The sequence below is a fragment of the Streptomyces albidoflavus genome, assembly GCF_000719955.1.
GTDB lineage: Bacteria > Actinomycetota > Actinomycetes > Streptomycetales > Streptomycetaceae > Streptomyces > Streptomyces albidoflavus.
Map to the genome: position 1 here is coordinate 160,708 of NZ_JOII01000010.1, position 14,811 is coordinate 175,518.

Below are 14,811 nucleotides of genomic sequence, written 5' to 3' on the forward strand. Positions count from 1 at the left end.
TCACCGCGGCAGGCTGGCCCGGTCCTCGCGCAGGGCCCGGGCCGGTACGGCGAGCCGGGGCAGGTCGAGGTGGACCACGGACTGCCCGGCGACCGTACCGGTGCCCTTGAGCGGGGCCGCGCGGTAGGCGATGTCGGCGGGGCGCAGTTCCCGGGTGCCCCGCCACAGCAGGCGGCGCAGCTCCGCGTCGCTCATCGCCTCGTCCACGCTCACGCTGCCGGTCACCGCGTCAAGGACGCCCTTGAGCCCGAGCGGACCGCCGGCCCCGGCGCGGAGCCCGGCTCGCCCCTTGCCGAACGCCTCCTCGACGCCCGCGCCGCCCAGGCGGCGCGGGTGCTGCGCGGCTGCGGCTGACCTCTCCCCGGCAGGACGCGCCAGGCCTGGCACCTGGGCCTCTTGCTAAGGTCCCCGCCATGTCCGTCACCCAGTCAGCTCCGGGCTCCGCGACGGCGGCACGGGACAACCGTGCCGCCCGGGTCAGTGCCTACGCCGTCGTCCTCGCGGCGTTCGTCGGAGGCGGCGGCTACGTGCCCGCCGCGCTCTTCCTCCCGCTGACGCTCACGTGGACGGCCGTGATCCTCCTTTGCGGGGTCACCGCGATCGTCGCGGGCCACGTCGCCCGCTTCCGCGCCAAACGCCTTGGCCTGCGCGGTCGCTGGCTCGCCCTCGCCGGGATCGTCGGCGGCTGGATCTGCGTCCTGGTGGCCGTGCTGGCGCTCGCGGCCGTGGTCGGCGTGATCGGCGGACTGGCCGTACTCATCGACTCCTGAGGCCGCTCTCGCCGTGCGCGGCGAGGAAGGCGAGCGCCCGCTCGTTCAGCAGAGCGGCGGCCTCCGGGTCGTGGGCAGGCAGGGACGAGTCCGCGAAGAGGTGCCGGTCCCCGGGGTACAGGAACAGCTCCGCGTCGGCCGACTCCGCGACGAGCCGGTCGGCGGCGTCGCGGTCCTCGGCGAAGAACGGATCGGCCTCCAGCCCGTGGACCTGCACCGGTACGCCCTGCGGCCAGGCGGTGCCGAACTCCGTGACGGGGATGCAGGCGTCGACCAGGAACGCGCCCCGCGCGTCCGGCCGGGTCTGCGCGAGCTTCTGGGCGGGGAGCACGCCGAGGGAGAAGCCGGCGTAGAAGACGTCACCGGGCAGCTGCCCGGCCGCGCGCACGCCGCGCTCGGTGATCTCGCCGAAGCCGATGCCCTCGACGTGGGCGCCGCCCTCCTCCAGCGAGCCGAAGAGGCGCCCTTCGAAGAGGTCCGGGGTGTGGACCGTGTGACCTGCCGCCCGGAGACCGTCGGCGAACGCGACGACGCCGGGAGTCAGCCCCTGCGCGTGGTGGAACAGGACGACCTCTGCCATGCCCGCGGCCCTTGCCTCTCGCTCATCCGGCGCCCCCGTCGGACGCATGTGCGGAGGGTAACCCCCAAGGGGTGACCGTGTCCGTCGTACGGCCTCGCGCGCCGCCTCGCCGGCTGGCCTCCATCGACCTTCGAACCCTTGTCCCCTTTCGGATTTCGGGCTGGTGTGCGAGCTGTCGTCCGAGGGTGGGGTGCTGCCGGTCCAAGTGGTCAACTGCCCACCGCACGGGATGCTTTGATGACTACCGTGTGTGCTCGTCAGGTCGCGCGGAGCCCACGCCAGGGTCTCCCCGTTGCCCTCGCGGACCGGCGTCGCATGCCCGCCACGCATCGCGCGCTTCCGGGCCGCGCCCCACCAGGAGCCCCGCTACCGCACCCCCGCCCCACGCCGGACCGGGGGGTTTCTTCCGAGGACGTCGATGTCACAACTACGCGCACCGGCCGCCAACCGGGCGGACCGCCGTGAGGGCGGCGGCCGGCACGGCAAGGCCGCCCAGCAGCTCCCCGAGGCGCACATACGGCCTCAGCTGCTGCGGATCGCGGTCCTGCCGGCCGTCGCGGTCTCCCTCGGCGGCGCCGCCGCGGTGCTCTTCGCGCTGCGTTCCGCCGACGGCGGCGGAACCGCCTCCCCGCTGCTCTGGGCGATCCTCGCCGGCGCCGCCGCCGTGGCCCTCACCGGGATCGCCGTCGCCGCCGTCGCCGCCGACCGCACCGCGCGGAACATCCTGGACCGCGCCGCGCAACTCCGCCGCACCAGCGCCCGCAACCAGGCCGAACTGCGCGATGTCCTCGACGCCCTCCGCCGGGGCGAGCAGCCCACCGCCCAGCAGCCGCCCCTCGCCCCGCGCGGCGACGGCTTCGACCTGCTCGGCGAGGAACTCCACCGCGCCCACCGGATGGCCGTCCACGCCGTGGTCCAGGCCGCCCAGCTCTCCAGCCAGGCCGGCAGCGAACAGAAGGTCGAGGTCTTCGTCAACCTCGCCCGGCGCCTGCAGTCCCTCGTCCACCGCGAGATCCAGCTCCTGGACGAACTGGAGAACCAGGTCGAGGACCCCGACCTGCTCAAGGGCCTCTTCCACGTCGACCACCTCTCCACCCGCATCCGCCGCCACGCCGAGAACCTCGCCGTCCTCGGCGGCGCGATGTCCCGCCGCCAGTGGAGCAGGCCGGTCTCCATGACCGAGGTGCTGCGCTCCGCCATCGCCGAGGTCGAGCAGTACTCGCGGGTCAAGCTGGTGCCCCCGATCGACGGGGACGTACGCGGCCACGCCGTCGCCGACACCATCCACCTCCTCGCCGAACTGGTCGAGAACGCCACGGTGTTCTCCGCCCCCCACACCCAGGTCCTGCTGCGCGCCAGCCGCGTCGCCGCCGGGGTCGCCGTCGAGGTCGAGGACCGGGGCCTGGGCATGCCCGGCGACGAGCAGCGCCGGATGAACGCCCTGCTCGCCGACCCCGACCAGGTCAACGTCGCCAGCCTCCTCCAGGACGGCCGCATCGGCCTGTACGTGGTCGCCACCCTCGCCCGGCGCCACGGCATCGCGGTCCGCCTCCAGTCCAACATCTACGGCGGGACCCAGGCCGTCCTGGTGCTCCCCGCCACCCTGCTCGGCACGGTGCCCGACGCCCAGCCCGCCCCCGAGTCCCTCCCCGGCACGGCGGCGCCGGCCGCCCTCACCGGCGCCCCGGCGGCCGGTCAGCCCCTGCCCGACGTACCGCCGCCAGGACCCGTGGCCGAGCAGCCGCTCGGGCCGCCCGCCCCGGCCCCGGTTCCGCCCGTAGTCGACGAGGAGCCCGCGCCGGCCGCCCCGTCCTTTGTCCCCGACCCCCCGGTGCCGGTCGCCCCGGACGAGGCTCCGGCGCCGCGCCCCGCCCCCGCCGACGGCACCCCGCCGCCCCTGCCGACCCGCACCACCCGGCGGCAGACGGCCCCCCGGGGCCAGCACGCGGCGCCGCCCGAGGCCGGTCCCGAGCCGCGCGCCACCGTGCCCGGCCCGCGCACCCTGCCGGTCCGCGACACCCAGGAGCAGCGGCCGACCCCCGCCGAGGCCCGCCCCGGCATCCGGCCCGAGCACCGGGACACCGTCGAGGCCAACGCCGCCTCCCCCCTCGTCCTCGGCAGCACCCTCCAGGACCAGCCGCCCGAGCGGCCCAGCCTGCCCCGCCGCCGCGCCCAGGAACACCTCGCCCCGCAACTGCGCGACGGACCCGTCGCCCGCACCGGCGAACTGCCCCACGTCAGCCACGACCCCGGGCTGATGGCCGCGTTCCGGCGGGGGATCGGCCTCGCCGAGACCCAGGACGAGCGCCCCGCCCACCCCGCGCCCGACAGCGGCCCCGCCCACCGGTCCGGGTGAGGCGACGCCCCACTGCCCACCGCAGTCCCCACGTTCCCGTAGCCCCACAGGTTCCCCCATGTATGCAAGGAGTCGATCCACCATGGCGAGCGATGCGCCGACCGGCCATGCCTCCGACCTCGACTGGCTGTTGAGCGGACTGGTCCAGCGGGTCCCGCACACCCACAGTGCCGTGCTGCTCTCCGCCGACGGTCTGGTCAAGTCCCTGCACGGCCTCGACCCGGACAGCGCCGACCACCTCGCCGCCCTCGCCTCGGGGCTCTACTCGCTCGGCCGCAGCGCCGGGGCGCGCTTCGGCGAGGGCGGCGACGTGCGCCAGGTCGTCGTCGAACTCGACAGCAGCCTGCTCTTCGTTTCCACCGCCGGGTCGGGCACCTGCCTGACCGTGCTGGCCGGACGCGAGGCCGACGCCGCCGTCCTCGGCTACGAGATGACGATGCTCGTCAAGAGCGTCCGGCCGTACCTGGTGACCCCGCCGCGCCGGCAGGCCCCCGAACCCACGGCGATGAGGAACTGACCATGGCCCTCCCGCAGGACGGGCCCTGGCTGGACGACGCGGCCGGGCGCCTCGTCCGCCCGTACACCGTCAGCGGCGGCCGGACCCGACCGACGACCGCGCTGGACCTGATGTCCCTGGTGATGTCCACCGGCACCCAGCCGCTCGGCTACCTCGGTCCCGAACACAGCGACGTCCTCGGGCTCTGCGAGGCGCCCACCTCCGTCGCCGAGGTCGCCGGGCAGCTGCGGCTGCCCGCCGTCGTCACCAAGGTCCTCCTCTCCGACCTGGTCGACTGCGGCGCCCTGACCACCCGGGCCCCCGACTACTTCCACCACCCCACCGACCGGTCCCTGCTGGAGGCAGTGCTCGATGGACTACGACGACGGCTCTGACCCCTTTCCCACCGCGCTCAAGATCCTGGTCGCGGGCGGGTTCGGGGTCGGGAAGACCACCTTCGTGGGCGCGGTCAGCGAGATCGCCCCGCTCAGCACCGAGGAGCTCCTCACCACCATCAGCGCCGAGACGGACAGCCTGGAGGGCGTGGAGAACAAGACCACCACCACGGTGGCGATGGACTTCGGCCGCATCACCCTCGACAGCCGCCACGTCCTGTACCTCTTCGGCACGCCGGGCCAGGAGCGCTTCTGGTTCATGTGGGACGAGCTGTCCGAGGGCGCGCTCGGCGCCGTCGTCCTCGCCGACACCCGGCGGCTGGAGGACTGCTTCGCCGCCGTCGACTTCTTCGAGCAGCGCGGGATGAGCTTCGTCGTCGCCGTCAACGAGTTCGACGGCGCCCACCGCTACGGCCCCGAGGAGGTGCGCGCCGCCCTCGACCTCGGCATCCACGTCCCCGTCATCCGCTGCGACGCCCGCATCTCCAGCTCGGCCGTGCAGACGCTGCTCACCCTGGTACGCCACCTCCTCGCCGGACACCCCGCCGAGAGCCAAGGAGCGCCCCTGTGACCTTCGACCCGCTCGGCCACCTCCTCCTGACCCCCGCCGACCCCGAGGCCCCGGCGCGCGAGGAGCGGCTGGGCAGGCTCGGCCTCGGCCACCACGCCGACGCCGGGCTCGACGCCTTCGCCACCCGCCTCGCCGACCTGACCCGCGCCCCGTACGCCATGGTCAACTTCATAGGCACCGGCGGGCAGTTCTTCGCCGGGCTGCACACCCCGGCCGGGCCGCTCGCCGGGGGAGCCGCGCCCGCGAGCGCCTTCCGGCACATGGCCCGCGACCACGGCTACTGCCCGTACGTGGTGGTGCGGCGCAAGGCGCTGGTGCTGGAGGACGTCTGCGACTTCCCGCGCTTCGCCGGGAACCCGGTGGTCGACGAGATCGGCATCCGCTCCTACCTGGGCGCCCCGCTCATCGACCGCACCGGCCTCGCCCTCGGCACCGTCTGCGTGGTGGACACCCAGCCGCGCCCCTGGGGCCGCGCGGGGCTCGACACCATCAAGGCGATGGCGGCCGAGCTGACCGAGCAGCTCCAGCGCCGCGACCCGGGAGGCCCCTGAACGCAGCCCTCACCGCTCGGCGGCGTACCGGAGCCGGAGCTGCCCGATCTCGGCGGCGTTCTTCATCAGCTCCGCGTTCACCCAGGCCGCCGTGTGCCCCACGGTCAGCCCCGTCTCCGCGTTCCACGGGTACGCCGAGGGGCGGTCCAGCGCCGCGTCGTCCAGGCCGTCGAGGACCGCCGTCCACTCCTCGCGCAGTTCCCGCAGCCAGGCGACGGCCGCCGCGCCCTCGCCCGGCCAGGCGATCTCCGTCCGCCCCGGTGGCTCGGTGCCGCGCACGTCGGCGATGGCGGTCGTCCACCACCAGCCGATGTGCCAGGTCAGCCAGGCGATCGTGGGGACGGGCACCGGGTCGGGCTCGCTCTCCGCCCAGTCCGGCCACCAGCGGCCGTCCGTGTCCTCGTGCACCGTCCAGCACAGGGCGGCCGGTTCGCGGAGGAAGTCGCCGGGTTCCAGCCGGTCCAGGTGGTAGGTGAAGAGCGACCAGGTCAGGTCGGCCTGCCAGCGCAGCAGCTCGGTCCGCGACGTACTCATCGGGCGATCCTGGCACGGCGCGCCCGCTCCCGCCGACTCCTTTTCCGCACGCCCCTGCCCGGCCGCCGTCAGGCCGTCGGCGCAGCCGAGGCATGAGCGGGCCCGTGACCGGGGAGGGGCAGGCAGAGCGCGCCCGGAGCACCCCGGGCGCCGACCGCCCCACACCGACCCCAGGGGAGCGCACCCGATGACCAGCCAGCCCGCAGCCGGCTCGACCGCCCACCGCCCGGGCGTCCTCAGCGCCCACGACGGAGTGGCCGTCGCCACCTACACCTGGCTGCCCGTGGGACGCCCCCGCGCCTTCGTCCAGATCGCCCACGGCGCCGCCGAACACGCCCAGCGCTACGACCGGTTCGCCCGCCACCTCACCGCGCACGGCTTCGGCGTCGTCGCCTCCGACCACCGGGGCCACGGGGCGACCGCGCCGCTCACCGGCGGGTTCGGCGTCACCGGCGAGGACGGCTGGCGCTCGGTCGTCACCGACCTCAAGGCCGTCGGCGACCAGCTCAGGGCCCTGTACCCGGGCGCCCCCGTCCTCCTGCTCGGCCACAGCATGGGCTCCATGCTGGCCCGCGACTACGCCCAGGAGTACCCGGACGACCTCGCCGGACTCCTGCTCACCGGGACCTTCCGCGCCCTGCCCGGGGCGGACCCCGCACGCGACACCGCCCGCCTGGAGCGGGAGATCGAGGCCCACGGCCCCGGGCACATCTCCTCCTTCGTCCCGGAACTCTTCGCCGCCTTCAACGAGCCCTACCCGCACCGCACCGGCTACGAATGGCTCTCCCGCGACGAGGCCGAGGTCGACGCCTACGCCGCCGACGAGGCGTGCGGGTTCCCCTTCAGCGCCGGGTTCAGCCTCGACTGGGTCCGCGCCTCCCAGAAGGTCAACGACCCCGCCAACCTCGCCCGGATGCCCGCCGACCTGCCCGTGCACGTCGCGGTCGGCTCCGACGACCCCTGCCACCAGTCGATGGCCCAGGTCGACGCCCTCCTCGCCGACCTGCGCGGCGCGGGCGTCGAGGACCTCACCTTCACGGCGTACGAGGGCGCTCGGCACGAGATCCTCAACGAGACCAACCGCGACGAGGTCCAGGGCGACCTGACCCGCTGGCTCGACGCGCACGCGCTCTGAACGGCGGCGCGCCCGCTGTCGGTGCCGTCGCCTACCCTCCCGCCATGGCCGAAGCCCAGGACGCCCGCACCATCGCCCTCTCCCTCCCCGAGACCACCGAGAAGATCGCCTGGTCCATGCCGACCTTCCGGGTCGCGGGGAAGATGTACGCCACCATGCCCGAGGACGAGACCTCCATCGCCGTCCGCTGCCCCAAGGAGGAGCGCGGCGAACTGGTCCTCGCCGAACCGGAGAAGTTCTGGGTCGCCGGCCACGAGGCGTCCTCGGCCTGGGTCCGGGTCCGCCTCGCCGCCGTCGACGACCTCGCCGAACTCCGCGACATCCTCACCGACTCCTGGCGCCAGGCCGCGCCCGGCCGCCTTCTGGAGGCCCACCCGGACCTGGCCGCGCCGGGCGGCGGCTGAGCCGGCCCGGCCGGAAAACGGCGCGCCCTCCGCTCCCGCCCGTGGCATGATCCCGCCCGGGCGGGGCGGGCGGAGCCGCCGCCCGACAGCGAGGAGGGCGGAAGGACATGGCGGCAGCGACCGAGGCGGAGGCCGGCCCGGACCCGCGGCCCCGCCGGGGCTTCTGGTCCCGAGACTTCGGCCTCTTCTTCACCGCCCGCGCGGTCGCCAAGCTCGGCGACACCATGCTCCCCGTCGCCCTCGCCGCCGGCCTCCTTCTGCACGGGTACGGCGCGGGCGCCGTCGGCCTCGCCATGGCCTCCTCGGTCGCCTGCTTCGCGAGCCTGGTGATCTTCGGCGGGGTCGTCGCCGACCGGGTCAGCACCCGGCTGCTGATGATCGGCGCCGACGCCGTCCGGCTGGTCACCCAGACGCTCGCCGCCGTCATGTTCTTCACCGGCCACGTCGTCCTGTGGCAGCTCTGCGTCATCGGCGCCCTCAACGGCGCGGCGGCCGCCCTCTTCCAGCCCGGCGTCGCCAGCACCGTGCCCCGCCTCGCCCGCGACGTGCAGGGCGCCAACGGCGCCATCCGCGTCGCCGAGTCGGTGATGTCGCTGGCAGGCCCGGCCGCCGCCGGCATGCTCGTCGCCTTCGTCTCACCCGGCGGCGTCTTCGCCGCCCACGCCGCCACCTACGGCCTCAGCGCCCTCTGCCTGGTCCTGCTGCGCCTGCCGCCCGCCGCCCCCCGCACCGCCCCCGGCAAGGGCGGCGCCGCCTTCCGCCGGGACCTCGTCGAGGGGTGGCGCGAGTTCCGCTCCCGCACCTGGCTGTGGGGGGTCATCGCGATCTGGGGGCTGTTCATGCTGGCGGTCTCCGGCCCCGCCGTCCCGCTGGTCGCCGCCGACGTCGTCCAGGAGCACGGCCCGCGCGCCTACGGCCTGGTCAACTCCGCCCTCGGCGCCGGCACCGTCGTCGGCGGCCTGCTGGCGCTGCGCGCCCGGCCCCGCCGGATGCTGCGCGCCGGGGCCTTCGCCGTCCTCGGCTTCGGCCTTTTCCCGGGCACCGTCGGGGCGGGGCTGGGGGTGCCGGCCATGTGCGCGGGCGCCGCCGTGGCCGGCGCCGGCATGTCCTTCTGGGGCGTCATGTGGGCCACCAGCGTCCAGACCCAGGTCCGCCCCGAGGTGCTCAACCGCATTCACGCCTACGACGTGGCCGGCTCGCTGGCCATGATGCCGGTCGGCCAGGCCCTGGCCGGCCCCGCCGCGGGCCTCCTCGGCACCGACGTGGTCCTCGTCTCCGGCGGCCTGCTGACCCTGGTCGTCGGCGCGCTCCTGCTCGGCGTCCCCGCCATCCGGAACCTGGAGCGCGCCGAGGACCGGCCCGTCGCGGGTTCCCCCGTGCCCGCGCCCGGCTCCACTCCCGCTACGACGCCAGGAAGGCGCTGATGTCCCGGCGCAGCGAGGCCGCGTCCAGGCCGTGCGCGGCGTCGTGCTCCTCGGCCCGCCCGTAGCGCCGCAGCTCCTCCTTGCCCACGCCGAGCCCCAGCAGCCGGTGCGGCACCACGGAGAGCGCCTCGTCGGCGGCGCGCACCGAGGTCCCGGCCAGGTAGGGCTCGACCAGCACCACCTGGGCCGTCCCCCGGTCCGGGTCGATGGCCGCCCGGCGCAGCCCCGCCGCGTCGAAGGGCCGCACGGTCGTCGCGTACAGCACGGTCAGGTCGAGCCCCTCGGTCGCCGCGAGGACCGTGTCCAGCACCGGCCCGACCGCGACCACGGCCGCCCCGGAACGGCCCTCTCGCACCTGCCGGAACCGGGTGCCGTCGAGGGCTCGCCCCTCGGCGTTGGTCCGCTCGGAGAGACGTACGTACACCTTGTCGTCCCCGGCGGCGACGGCGGCGCGGACCAGCGCCTCGGCCTCGTCCGGGTGGCCGGGGACGTGCACCGTCCAGCCGGGGAGGGTGTCGAGGAGGGCCACGTCGCCGGGGGACATGTGGGTGTAGCCGCCGGAGGGCATGTCGTAGGAGGCGCCGGAGCTGACCAGCACGCCGCCCACGCCCTGGTGGCCGAAGTCGAGCTTGACCTGCTCGAAGGGCCGCTCCACCAGGAACGACGCGAAGGTGTGCAGCACCGGGCGCAGCCCGGACAGGGCGAGTCCGGCGCCCGCGGAGACGAGGAGCTGTTCGCGGATGCCGACGTTGACGACGCGGTCGGGGTGGGCCGTGATCGCGCCCTGGAGCCGGTCCCGGCTGATCTCGGCGATGACCAGGGCGACGCGCGGGTCGGCGTCCATCAGCTGGTGCACGGTGTCCGCGAAGCGGTCGCGCATGGAGTCCACGGGAAGGTCCTTTCGGGAGGTGGTGCGGGGGAGGGGTGGTGCCGGGGCCGGTCAGCGGCTCACGCGGGCCACCACGACGTGCGGGCGGCCGGGGTGGGGCGCGGTGAAGGCCCGGTACAGCGCCTCGTGGTCGTGGCCGTCGACGGTCTCCGCCGACCAGCCGGCCACCGCGAAGCGGGCCGCGAGGTGGCCGGGGGCGGCGTGGCTGGCGGAGGCGTTGTCGACCACCACGGTGTGCAGCGACCCCAGCCCGGTCAGCCCCGCGAAGGTGATCGCCTCGTCGTTGGAGCCCTCGTCCAGCTCGGCGTCGCCCGTCATCACCCAGACCGCAGGCTCCGTCAGCCCCTGCGCCCGCAGCCCGAGGGCCACCCCGACGCCGATCGGCAGCCCGTGCCCGAGCGAGCCGCTGCCGATCTCCACCCCCGGCACCAGCGTCCGGTCCGGATGGTGGCCGAGCGGCGAGGTGAACCCGCCGAAGCCGGGCAGCCACGCCTCGGGGAAGAAACCGCGTGCGGCGAGGACCGCGTAGTACGCCATCGGGCCGTGGCCCTTGGAGAGCAGGAACCGGTCCCGCCCCGGGGCCTCGGCGGTCTCCGGCGTGACGCGGAGCACCCGGTCGTACAGCACCCAGAGCGGGTCGAGGGTGGAGGTGGCCGCCGCGGAGTGCTTCTCGTCGCCGGTCTGGAGGCTCATGAGGCGGGGGATGTCGGCGTAGGACGTGGCCGTGCCCGCAGTGGTGGACGTCATGTGATCACCGTGCGACCTCAAGTTGGCTTGAGGTCAAGGAGGGCTCCCCCGGAAAGGAGTGCGCGACCACCGACTCAAGTGAGGTATGGTTTTCCTGCGCGTTCGGCCAGGGGGAAACCCCAGGTCAGGCGGGCACCGGGACGTGGCGCAGCTTGGTAGCGCACTTGACTGGGGGTCAAGGGGTCGCAGGTTCAAATCCTGTCGTCCCGACTCGCGAGAGTCGTGGAAGGGCCGGTTCGGAGAGATCCGAACCGGCCCTTCGCCGTGTCCGGGGCCATCGGCCGGGAGGTCAGCCGACCTTGTGCCCGTTCTCGTAGTAGGCGTACTTCTCGTGCCGGGGTGCCATGCCGTCCGGGCGGGCGGCGAGGACGAAGGGCCGGCCCGCGTCGTCGACGGTGTGGTGGGTGCGCTTCCCGGAGGCGTCCTCGACCGTGACGTCGAGGGTGAAGTGGTACTCGGTCCCGTCGGGGCCCCATGCCTCGACTGTGAAGAAGAGCGTGCTGGTGGCGGGCGTGTCGTCGGTCTCGCGGAGGAGCTGTACGGGCTCGCCGGTGAGGACGGGCAGGTGCGGGGTGTCGCGGGAGAGGCGCACGCTTCCCGCCGACTGGCCGTCGTTGTTCTGGAGGCCCCACTGGGCCGGGTAGCAGCCGTATCCCTGGGGCGGGGGGCCCTCGCGGACGGTCTTCCGCACCTTCAGGGAGACGTCCACGACCCGTTCGAGGTCCTCGCGGGCGGACGGGTCGGTGACGCTGACGGCGTAGGCGGCGCGTCCCGCCGGGAGGGCGCCGTCGGCGACAAGGCGGCGCTCGGCCCGCCGGCAGACGGCGCCGGGCACGTCCAGGTTGGCGGTGAGCCGGTCCACCTCGGGGACCTCGCGGTCCGCGACCATCCACATCTCCTGGCCGTCCCCGGCGAGGAGCCGCGAGGCGCTCACCGACAGGGCCTGGGAGGGGCGGCCCGCGGCGGAGCCCTCGCGGGCCAGGGCGACATCCGTGGCCCCGTACTTCAGCGCGCCGCCCTGGGCCGGTGTGCCGATGCCCGCCACCGGCGGCGCGAGGGTGAAGGGGGCGCCGGCGTCGTCGATGCGGATGGTCCGCCGCTTCGCGCCCTCCCACACCTCCGCCTCGATCCACCACTGGCAGGAGCAGTCGGTGGTGCTGGTCTCGATCAGGCCGCCGACGGTGGCGCCCGGCCCCGCCGTCCGGCTGACCTTGAGGTCGCGCGGCCGGTCCAGGTTCAGCCGGCCCCACCTCTCCATGGAGGTGGGGACACCAGGGTCCACGGCGCCCAGGCACTCCACGTCGGTCCCTTTCGGCGGAGGCAGCGCGCGCCCCTTGACGACGCGCAGCGAGCGCACCACCAGGCCGCGGTCCTCGGGCGCCGTCAGCGTGAACGCGGCGGTCGCCGTGCCCCGGGGAACGGCCGACCGGCCGGTGGCCCAGGTGAACAGCGCGGAGCAGCGCCCGGCGCCGAGCGCCCGGTCCGGTACGTCCGTGCCCTCCGGGACGGTCGCGGACCAGGTGGAGGACCAGGCCAGGCCCAGCGCCTGCCGCCCGGCCGCCCTGCTCCGGCCCTCGGCGGCGATGTTCGGCCCGGCGGAGGCGCCGGGGCCCGGCTTGGCGGGCGCCGGCTCGTGGTCGGTGAGGGCCCACGGCACCGCCACCCCGGCCCAGACGGCGGCGGTCAGGAGGAAGGCCACGAGGAAGGGGCGGCGGCCGTTCACGGCTGCTTCTCCCAGTGGGTCATCGAGTCGTCGCACCGGTACGCGCTGTCGATGTCCCCCTCGTCGGGGGCGAGGACGAAGGGCTTGCCGCCGTCGTCCACGACGACCCGGCCCTTCTCCGTGCCCTGCTGGTAGACGACGTCGAGCACGTAGGAGGCGGTCGTCTCGCCGGCCTCCACCCGGATGTCGAAGACGGCGGGCTCGTCCTGCTTGGCGAGCTGCATCTCCTGGGACGGGTACTGGCCGACGGCCTTCTCGCCGTCGTACTCCTGCGCGGCCGTGTCCGAGGCGCCGAGGTCGATGCGGAGCCGGGTGATGCCGGTGCTGCCCTCGGCGCCGCCGCAGGAGAGCAGGTCTCCCTCGGGCGCCGGCTCCTCTTCGGTGACGCGGGCGCGGACCCCGGTGACGGAGACGGGGACCTTGGTGAAGTTCATCAGGGTGACCCGGACGCGCATCATCCCCGCGTAGGTGCCGTCCGCCTCGACCAGGCCGTCCAGGGCCGTGCCGGCGTCCATGGCCTCCTGTTCCAGCTCGGCCACGTCCGCGGTGCCGGGTATCCGGACCGCCTTGGTGTCCCGGGTCAGGTCCCACCAGACCTCGGACTCGGCGTGCAGACCCTGGCCGGCGGGGACCGGTGAACGGCTGCTGCTCCACACGTCCAGGTAGGTGGTGACGGCCGCGGCCAGCGCGGTGCTCACGACGATGCCCAGCGCGGCGGCGACGATCGTCCTCGTCCGGCCCCGGGCGGGCGGCGCGGCGTCCCGGGGCGTACCGGCGGCGGGTGCGTCCTCGTCAGGGGGCGACGCGGGGTCGCCCGGCTCTGCGGTCTCGGTCTCCGGGGTCTCGGGCACGCGCTCGCCACCATCCGATCTCGGGCTGTGTGCAGGGAAGTTGAGGCTGAAACGCTTCATCTTGGCACGTGCGCGCAGCAGGGCCGAAGGGATTTCCCCGTGGGCCGGACCGACCAGCGGGCGGACGACGCGTCCCACTCCCCGGACAACTCCTGGTGTCGTGCCAACGCCTCGTGTAGAAAGTGCCGCGTGATCCACGAAATCCTGGTGCGCCGCCTGGTCATCGACCTGTGCCTCCGCGCGGCTTCGTGTTGTTGATCCGCTTCACCCTCTCCCCGCTCCCGGTGTCCCGCACCGGCCGGTGACGCCCCGTGCGGTCTCCCCGCGCACGGCTCCCTGAGACACCCCCGCCGCCCGCCCCGTCGCCGGGCGCCGGTCCCTCTTCCCGTACGGCTGCCGCCCCGCACGGCCCGTACGTCGTTCCTCGCTTCCCGGAGGTCCCTCGTGCCCCCAGCCCCCGCCGCGCCGGAACTCCTGGCCGAACCGGGCGCCGCACCCGCTGCCGCGCCCGGACCGGCCAGGAGGCGGCGTCCGTCCGCGCTCTGGCGGCTCGCGCTGCCCTTCGGCTCGCTCCTGCTCTTCCTCGCCCTGTGGCAGGCGGTGGCCGCCGCGGGCACCTGGAGCGAGACGCTGGTGCCGCCGCCCGCCAAGGTGTGGGACGCCTTCCTCGCCGTCTCCACCACCCGGGACGGCGTACGCGGCTACAACGGCACCTACCTGGCCGAACACCTCGGGATCAGCCTGCGCCGCATCGCCTTCGGCGCGGGCGTGGGCATCGTGCTGGGTGTCCTCCTCGGCCTCGTCATGGGCACGGTCCGGTGGGTGCGTTCGCTCTTCGAGCCGTGGATCTCCTTCCTGCGCACCCTGCCGCCGCTGGCCTACTTCTCGCTCCTGATCGTCTGGCTCGGCATCGACGAGGAGCCGAAGATCACGCTGCTCGCCGTCGCCGCCTTCCCGCCCGTCGCCGTCGCCACCACGGCGGCCGTCGCGGCCGCGCCCCGCCACCTGGTCGAGGCGGCCCGGGCGCTGGGCGCCTCCCGCTGGGAGGTCGTCAAGGACGTCGTGCTGCCCTCCGCCCTTCCGGAGACCTTCACCGGCGTCCGGCTGGCCGTGGGCGTGGCGTACTCCTCGCTGGTCGCCGCCGAACTCGTCAACGGCCTGCCCGGCATCGGCGGCATGGTCAAGGACGCCGCCAACTACAACAACACCCCGATCGTCCTGGTCGGCATCGCCGCCATCGGCGTCTCCGGCCTACTCATCGACGCCCTCCTGGTCCGGCTGGAGCGCGCCGTCGTGCCCTGGCGCGGCCGCACCTGAGCCCGCCTGTCCCCGGACTCCGTCCCGTGTTTCCCCGTCGTTTCCCCGTCCCCGTTCCCGTACAGAAA

General features: G+C 74.8%; 17 protein-coding genes and 1 tRNA gene. 11 read left to right on the forward strand and 7 right to left on the reverse strand.

The window, feature by feature from the left end; all coding sequences use genetic code 11:
• Window positions 1–387: a hypothetical protein gene (locus tag IF45_RS0114045; protein ID WP_030307675.1), complete on the reverse strand. Its 387-nt coding sequence runs from the start codon at window positions 385–387 to the stop codon at window positions 1–3.
• Between the two features lie 26 nt (window positions 388–413).
• Between IF45_RS0114045 and IF45_RS0114050 the strand changes: the two genes are divergently transcribed.
• The gene (locus IF45_RS0114050) at window positions 414–770 is read left to right on the forward strand and encodes a DUF4190 domain-containing protein (protein ID WP_008414656.1); all 357 of its coding nucleotides are present in this window, start codon (window positions 414–416) and stop codon (window positions 768–770) included.
• On the opposite strand, the gene IF45_RS0114055 is transcribed toward IF45_RS0114050, so the two are convergent.
• Entirely contained in the window at window positions 757–1,350 is a 594-nt protein-coding gene (locus IF45_RS0114055) for a dienelactone hydrolase family protein (protein WP_018468901.1), read from the reverse strand. The genes IF45_RS0114050 and IF45_RS0114055 overlap by 14 nt on opposite strands.
• Window positions 1,351–1,768: 418 nt before the next feature.
• Between IF45_RS0114055 and IF45_RS0114060 the strand changes: the two genes are divergently transcribed.
• The 5 genes from IF45_RS0114060 (at window position 1,769) to IF45_RS0114080 (ending at window position 5,719) form a co-directional block, all read left to right on the forward strand.
• A complete protein-coding gene (locus IF45_RS0114060; RefSeq protein WP_030307677.1) occupies window positions 1,769–3,706 on the forward strand; it encodes a sensor histidine kinase in 1,938 nt (645 codons plus the stop codon).
• Window positions 3,707–3,788: 82 nt separating this feature from the next.
• Window positions 3,789–4,223 (forward strand): roadblock/LC7 domain-containing protein, encoded by a 435-nt coding sequence (locus tag IF45_RS0114065; RefSeq protein ID WP_003952098.1) that lies wholly within the window; start codon window positions 3,789–3,791, stop codon window positions 4,221–4,223.
• 2 nt (window positions 4,224–4,225) lie between these two features.
• A complete protein-coding gene (locus IF45_RS0114070; RefSeq protein WP_003952099.1) occupies window positions 4,226–4,597 on the forward strand; it encodes a DUF742 domain-containing protein in 372 nt (123 codons plus the stop codon).
• Window positions 4,575–5,168, forward strand: coding sequence for a GTP-binding protein (locus IF45_RS0114075; protein ID WP_003952100.1), 594 nt, complete (start codon window positions 4,575–4,577; stop codon window positions 5,166–5,168). The genes IF45_RS0114070 and IF45_RS0114075 overlap by 23 nt, the downstream gene beginning before the upstream one ends.
• Window positions 5,165–5,719, forward strand: coding sequence for a GAF domain-containing protein (locus IF45_RS0114080; RefSeq protein ID WP_003952101.1), 555 nt, complete (start codon window positions 5,165–5,167; stop codon window positions 5,717–5,719). Before IF45_RS0114075 ends, IF45_RS0114080 begins: the two co-directional genes overlap by 4 nt.
• 9 nt (window positions 5,720–5,728) lie before the next feature.
• On the opposite strand, the gene IF45_RS0114085 is transcribed toward IF45_RS0114080, so the two are convergent.
• The gene (locus IF45_RS0114085) at window positions 5,729–6,253 is read right to left on the reverse strand and encodes a DinB family protein (RefSeq protein ID WP_030307678.1); all 525 of its coding nucleotides are present in this window, start codon (window positions 6,251–6,253) and stop codon (window positions 5,729–5,731) included.
• A gap of 187 nt (window positions 6,254–6,440) precedes the next feature.
• On the opposite strand from IF45_RS0114085, the gene IF45_RS0114090 reads away from it, so the two are divergent.
• From IF45_RS0114090 to IF45_RS0114100, 3 genes are all read left to right on the forward strand, one after another.
• On the forward strand, window positions 6,441–7,388 hold the full coding sequence (locus IF45_RS0114090) for an alpha/beta fold hydrolase (RefSeq protein ID WP_030307681.1): 948 nt from the start codon (window positions 6,441–6,443) through the stop codon (window positions 7,386–7,388).
• A gap of 44 nt (window positions 7,389–7,432) precedes the next feature.
• Window positions 7,433–7,792, forward strand: a complete 360-nt coding sequence (locus tag IF45_RS0114095; protein WP_008408759.1) for an MmcQ/YjbR family DNA-binding protein — start codon at window positions 7,433–7,435, stop codon at window positions 7,790–7,792.
• Between the two features lie 107 nt (window positions 7,793–7,899).
• Window positions 7,900–9,216: an MFS transporter gene (locus tag IF45_RS0114100; RefSeq protein ID WP_018468896.1), complete on the forward strand. Its 1,317-nt coding sequence runs from the start codon at window positions 7,900–7,902 to the stop codon at window positions 9,214–9,216.
• Here IF45_RS0114100 and IF45_RS0114105 read toward each other — a convergent pair.
• Both IF45_RS0114105 and IF45_RS0114110 read right to left on the reverse strand, forming a co-directional pair.
• The gene (locus tag IF45_RS0114105) at window positions 9,194–10,105 is read right to left on the reverse strand and encodes a transketolase family protein (RefSeq protein WP_030307683.1); all 912 of its coding nucleotides are present in this window, start codon (window positions 10,103–10,105) and stop codon (window positions 9,194–9,196) included. The genes IF45_RS0114100 and IF45_RS0114105 overlap by 23 nt on opposite strands.
• 51 nt (window positions 10,106–10,156) lie before the next feature.
• On the reverse strand, window positions 10,157–10,852 hold the full coding sequence (locus IF45_RS0114110; RefSeq protein WP_030307684.1) for a thiamine pyrophosphate-binding protein: 696 nt from the start codon (window positions 10,850–10,852) through the stop codon (window positions 10,157–10,159).
• 136 nt (window positions 10,853–10,988) lie between these two features.
• Between IF45_RS0114110 and IF45_RS0114115 the strand changes: the two genes are divergently transcribed.
• Window positions 10,989–11,062, forward strand: a tRNA-Pro gene (locus IF45_RS0114115).
• A 79-nt stretch (window positions 11,063–11,141) separates the two neighbouring features.
• Here IF45_RS0114115 and IF45_RS0114120 read toward each other — a convergent pair.
• Together IF45_RS0114120 and IF45_RS0114125 are read right to left on the reverse strand one after the other, a co-directional pair.
• Window positions 11,142–12,575 carry a hypothetical protein gene (locus IF45_RS0114120; RefSeq protein WP_030307686.1) on the reverse strand — a complete coding sequence of 478 codons (1,434 nt, stop codon included), beginning with the start codon at window positions 12,573–12,575 and terminating at the stop codon, window positions 11,142–11,144.
• Window positions 12,572–13,426: a hypothetical protein gene (locus IF45_RS0114125; protein WP_030307688.1), complete on the reverse strand. Its 855-nt coding sequence runs from the start codon at window positions 13,424–13,426 to the stop codon at window positions 12,572–12,574. The genes IF45_RS0114120 and IF45_RS0114125 overlap by 4 nt, the downstream gene beginning before the upstream one ends.
• A gap of 444 nt (window positions 13,427–13,870) precedes the next feature.
• Here IF45_RS0114125 and IF45_RS0114130 point away from each other — a divergent pair, with 444 nt between their 5' ends.
• Window positions 13,871–14,743, forward strand: coding sequence for an ABC transporter permease (locus IF45_RS0114130; RefSeq protein WP_030307690.1), 873 nt, complete (start codon window positions 13,871–13,873; stop codon window positions 14,741–14,743).
• The last annotated feature ends 68 nt before the right edge of the window (window positions 14,744–14,811 follow it).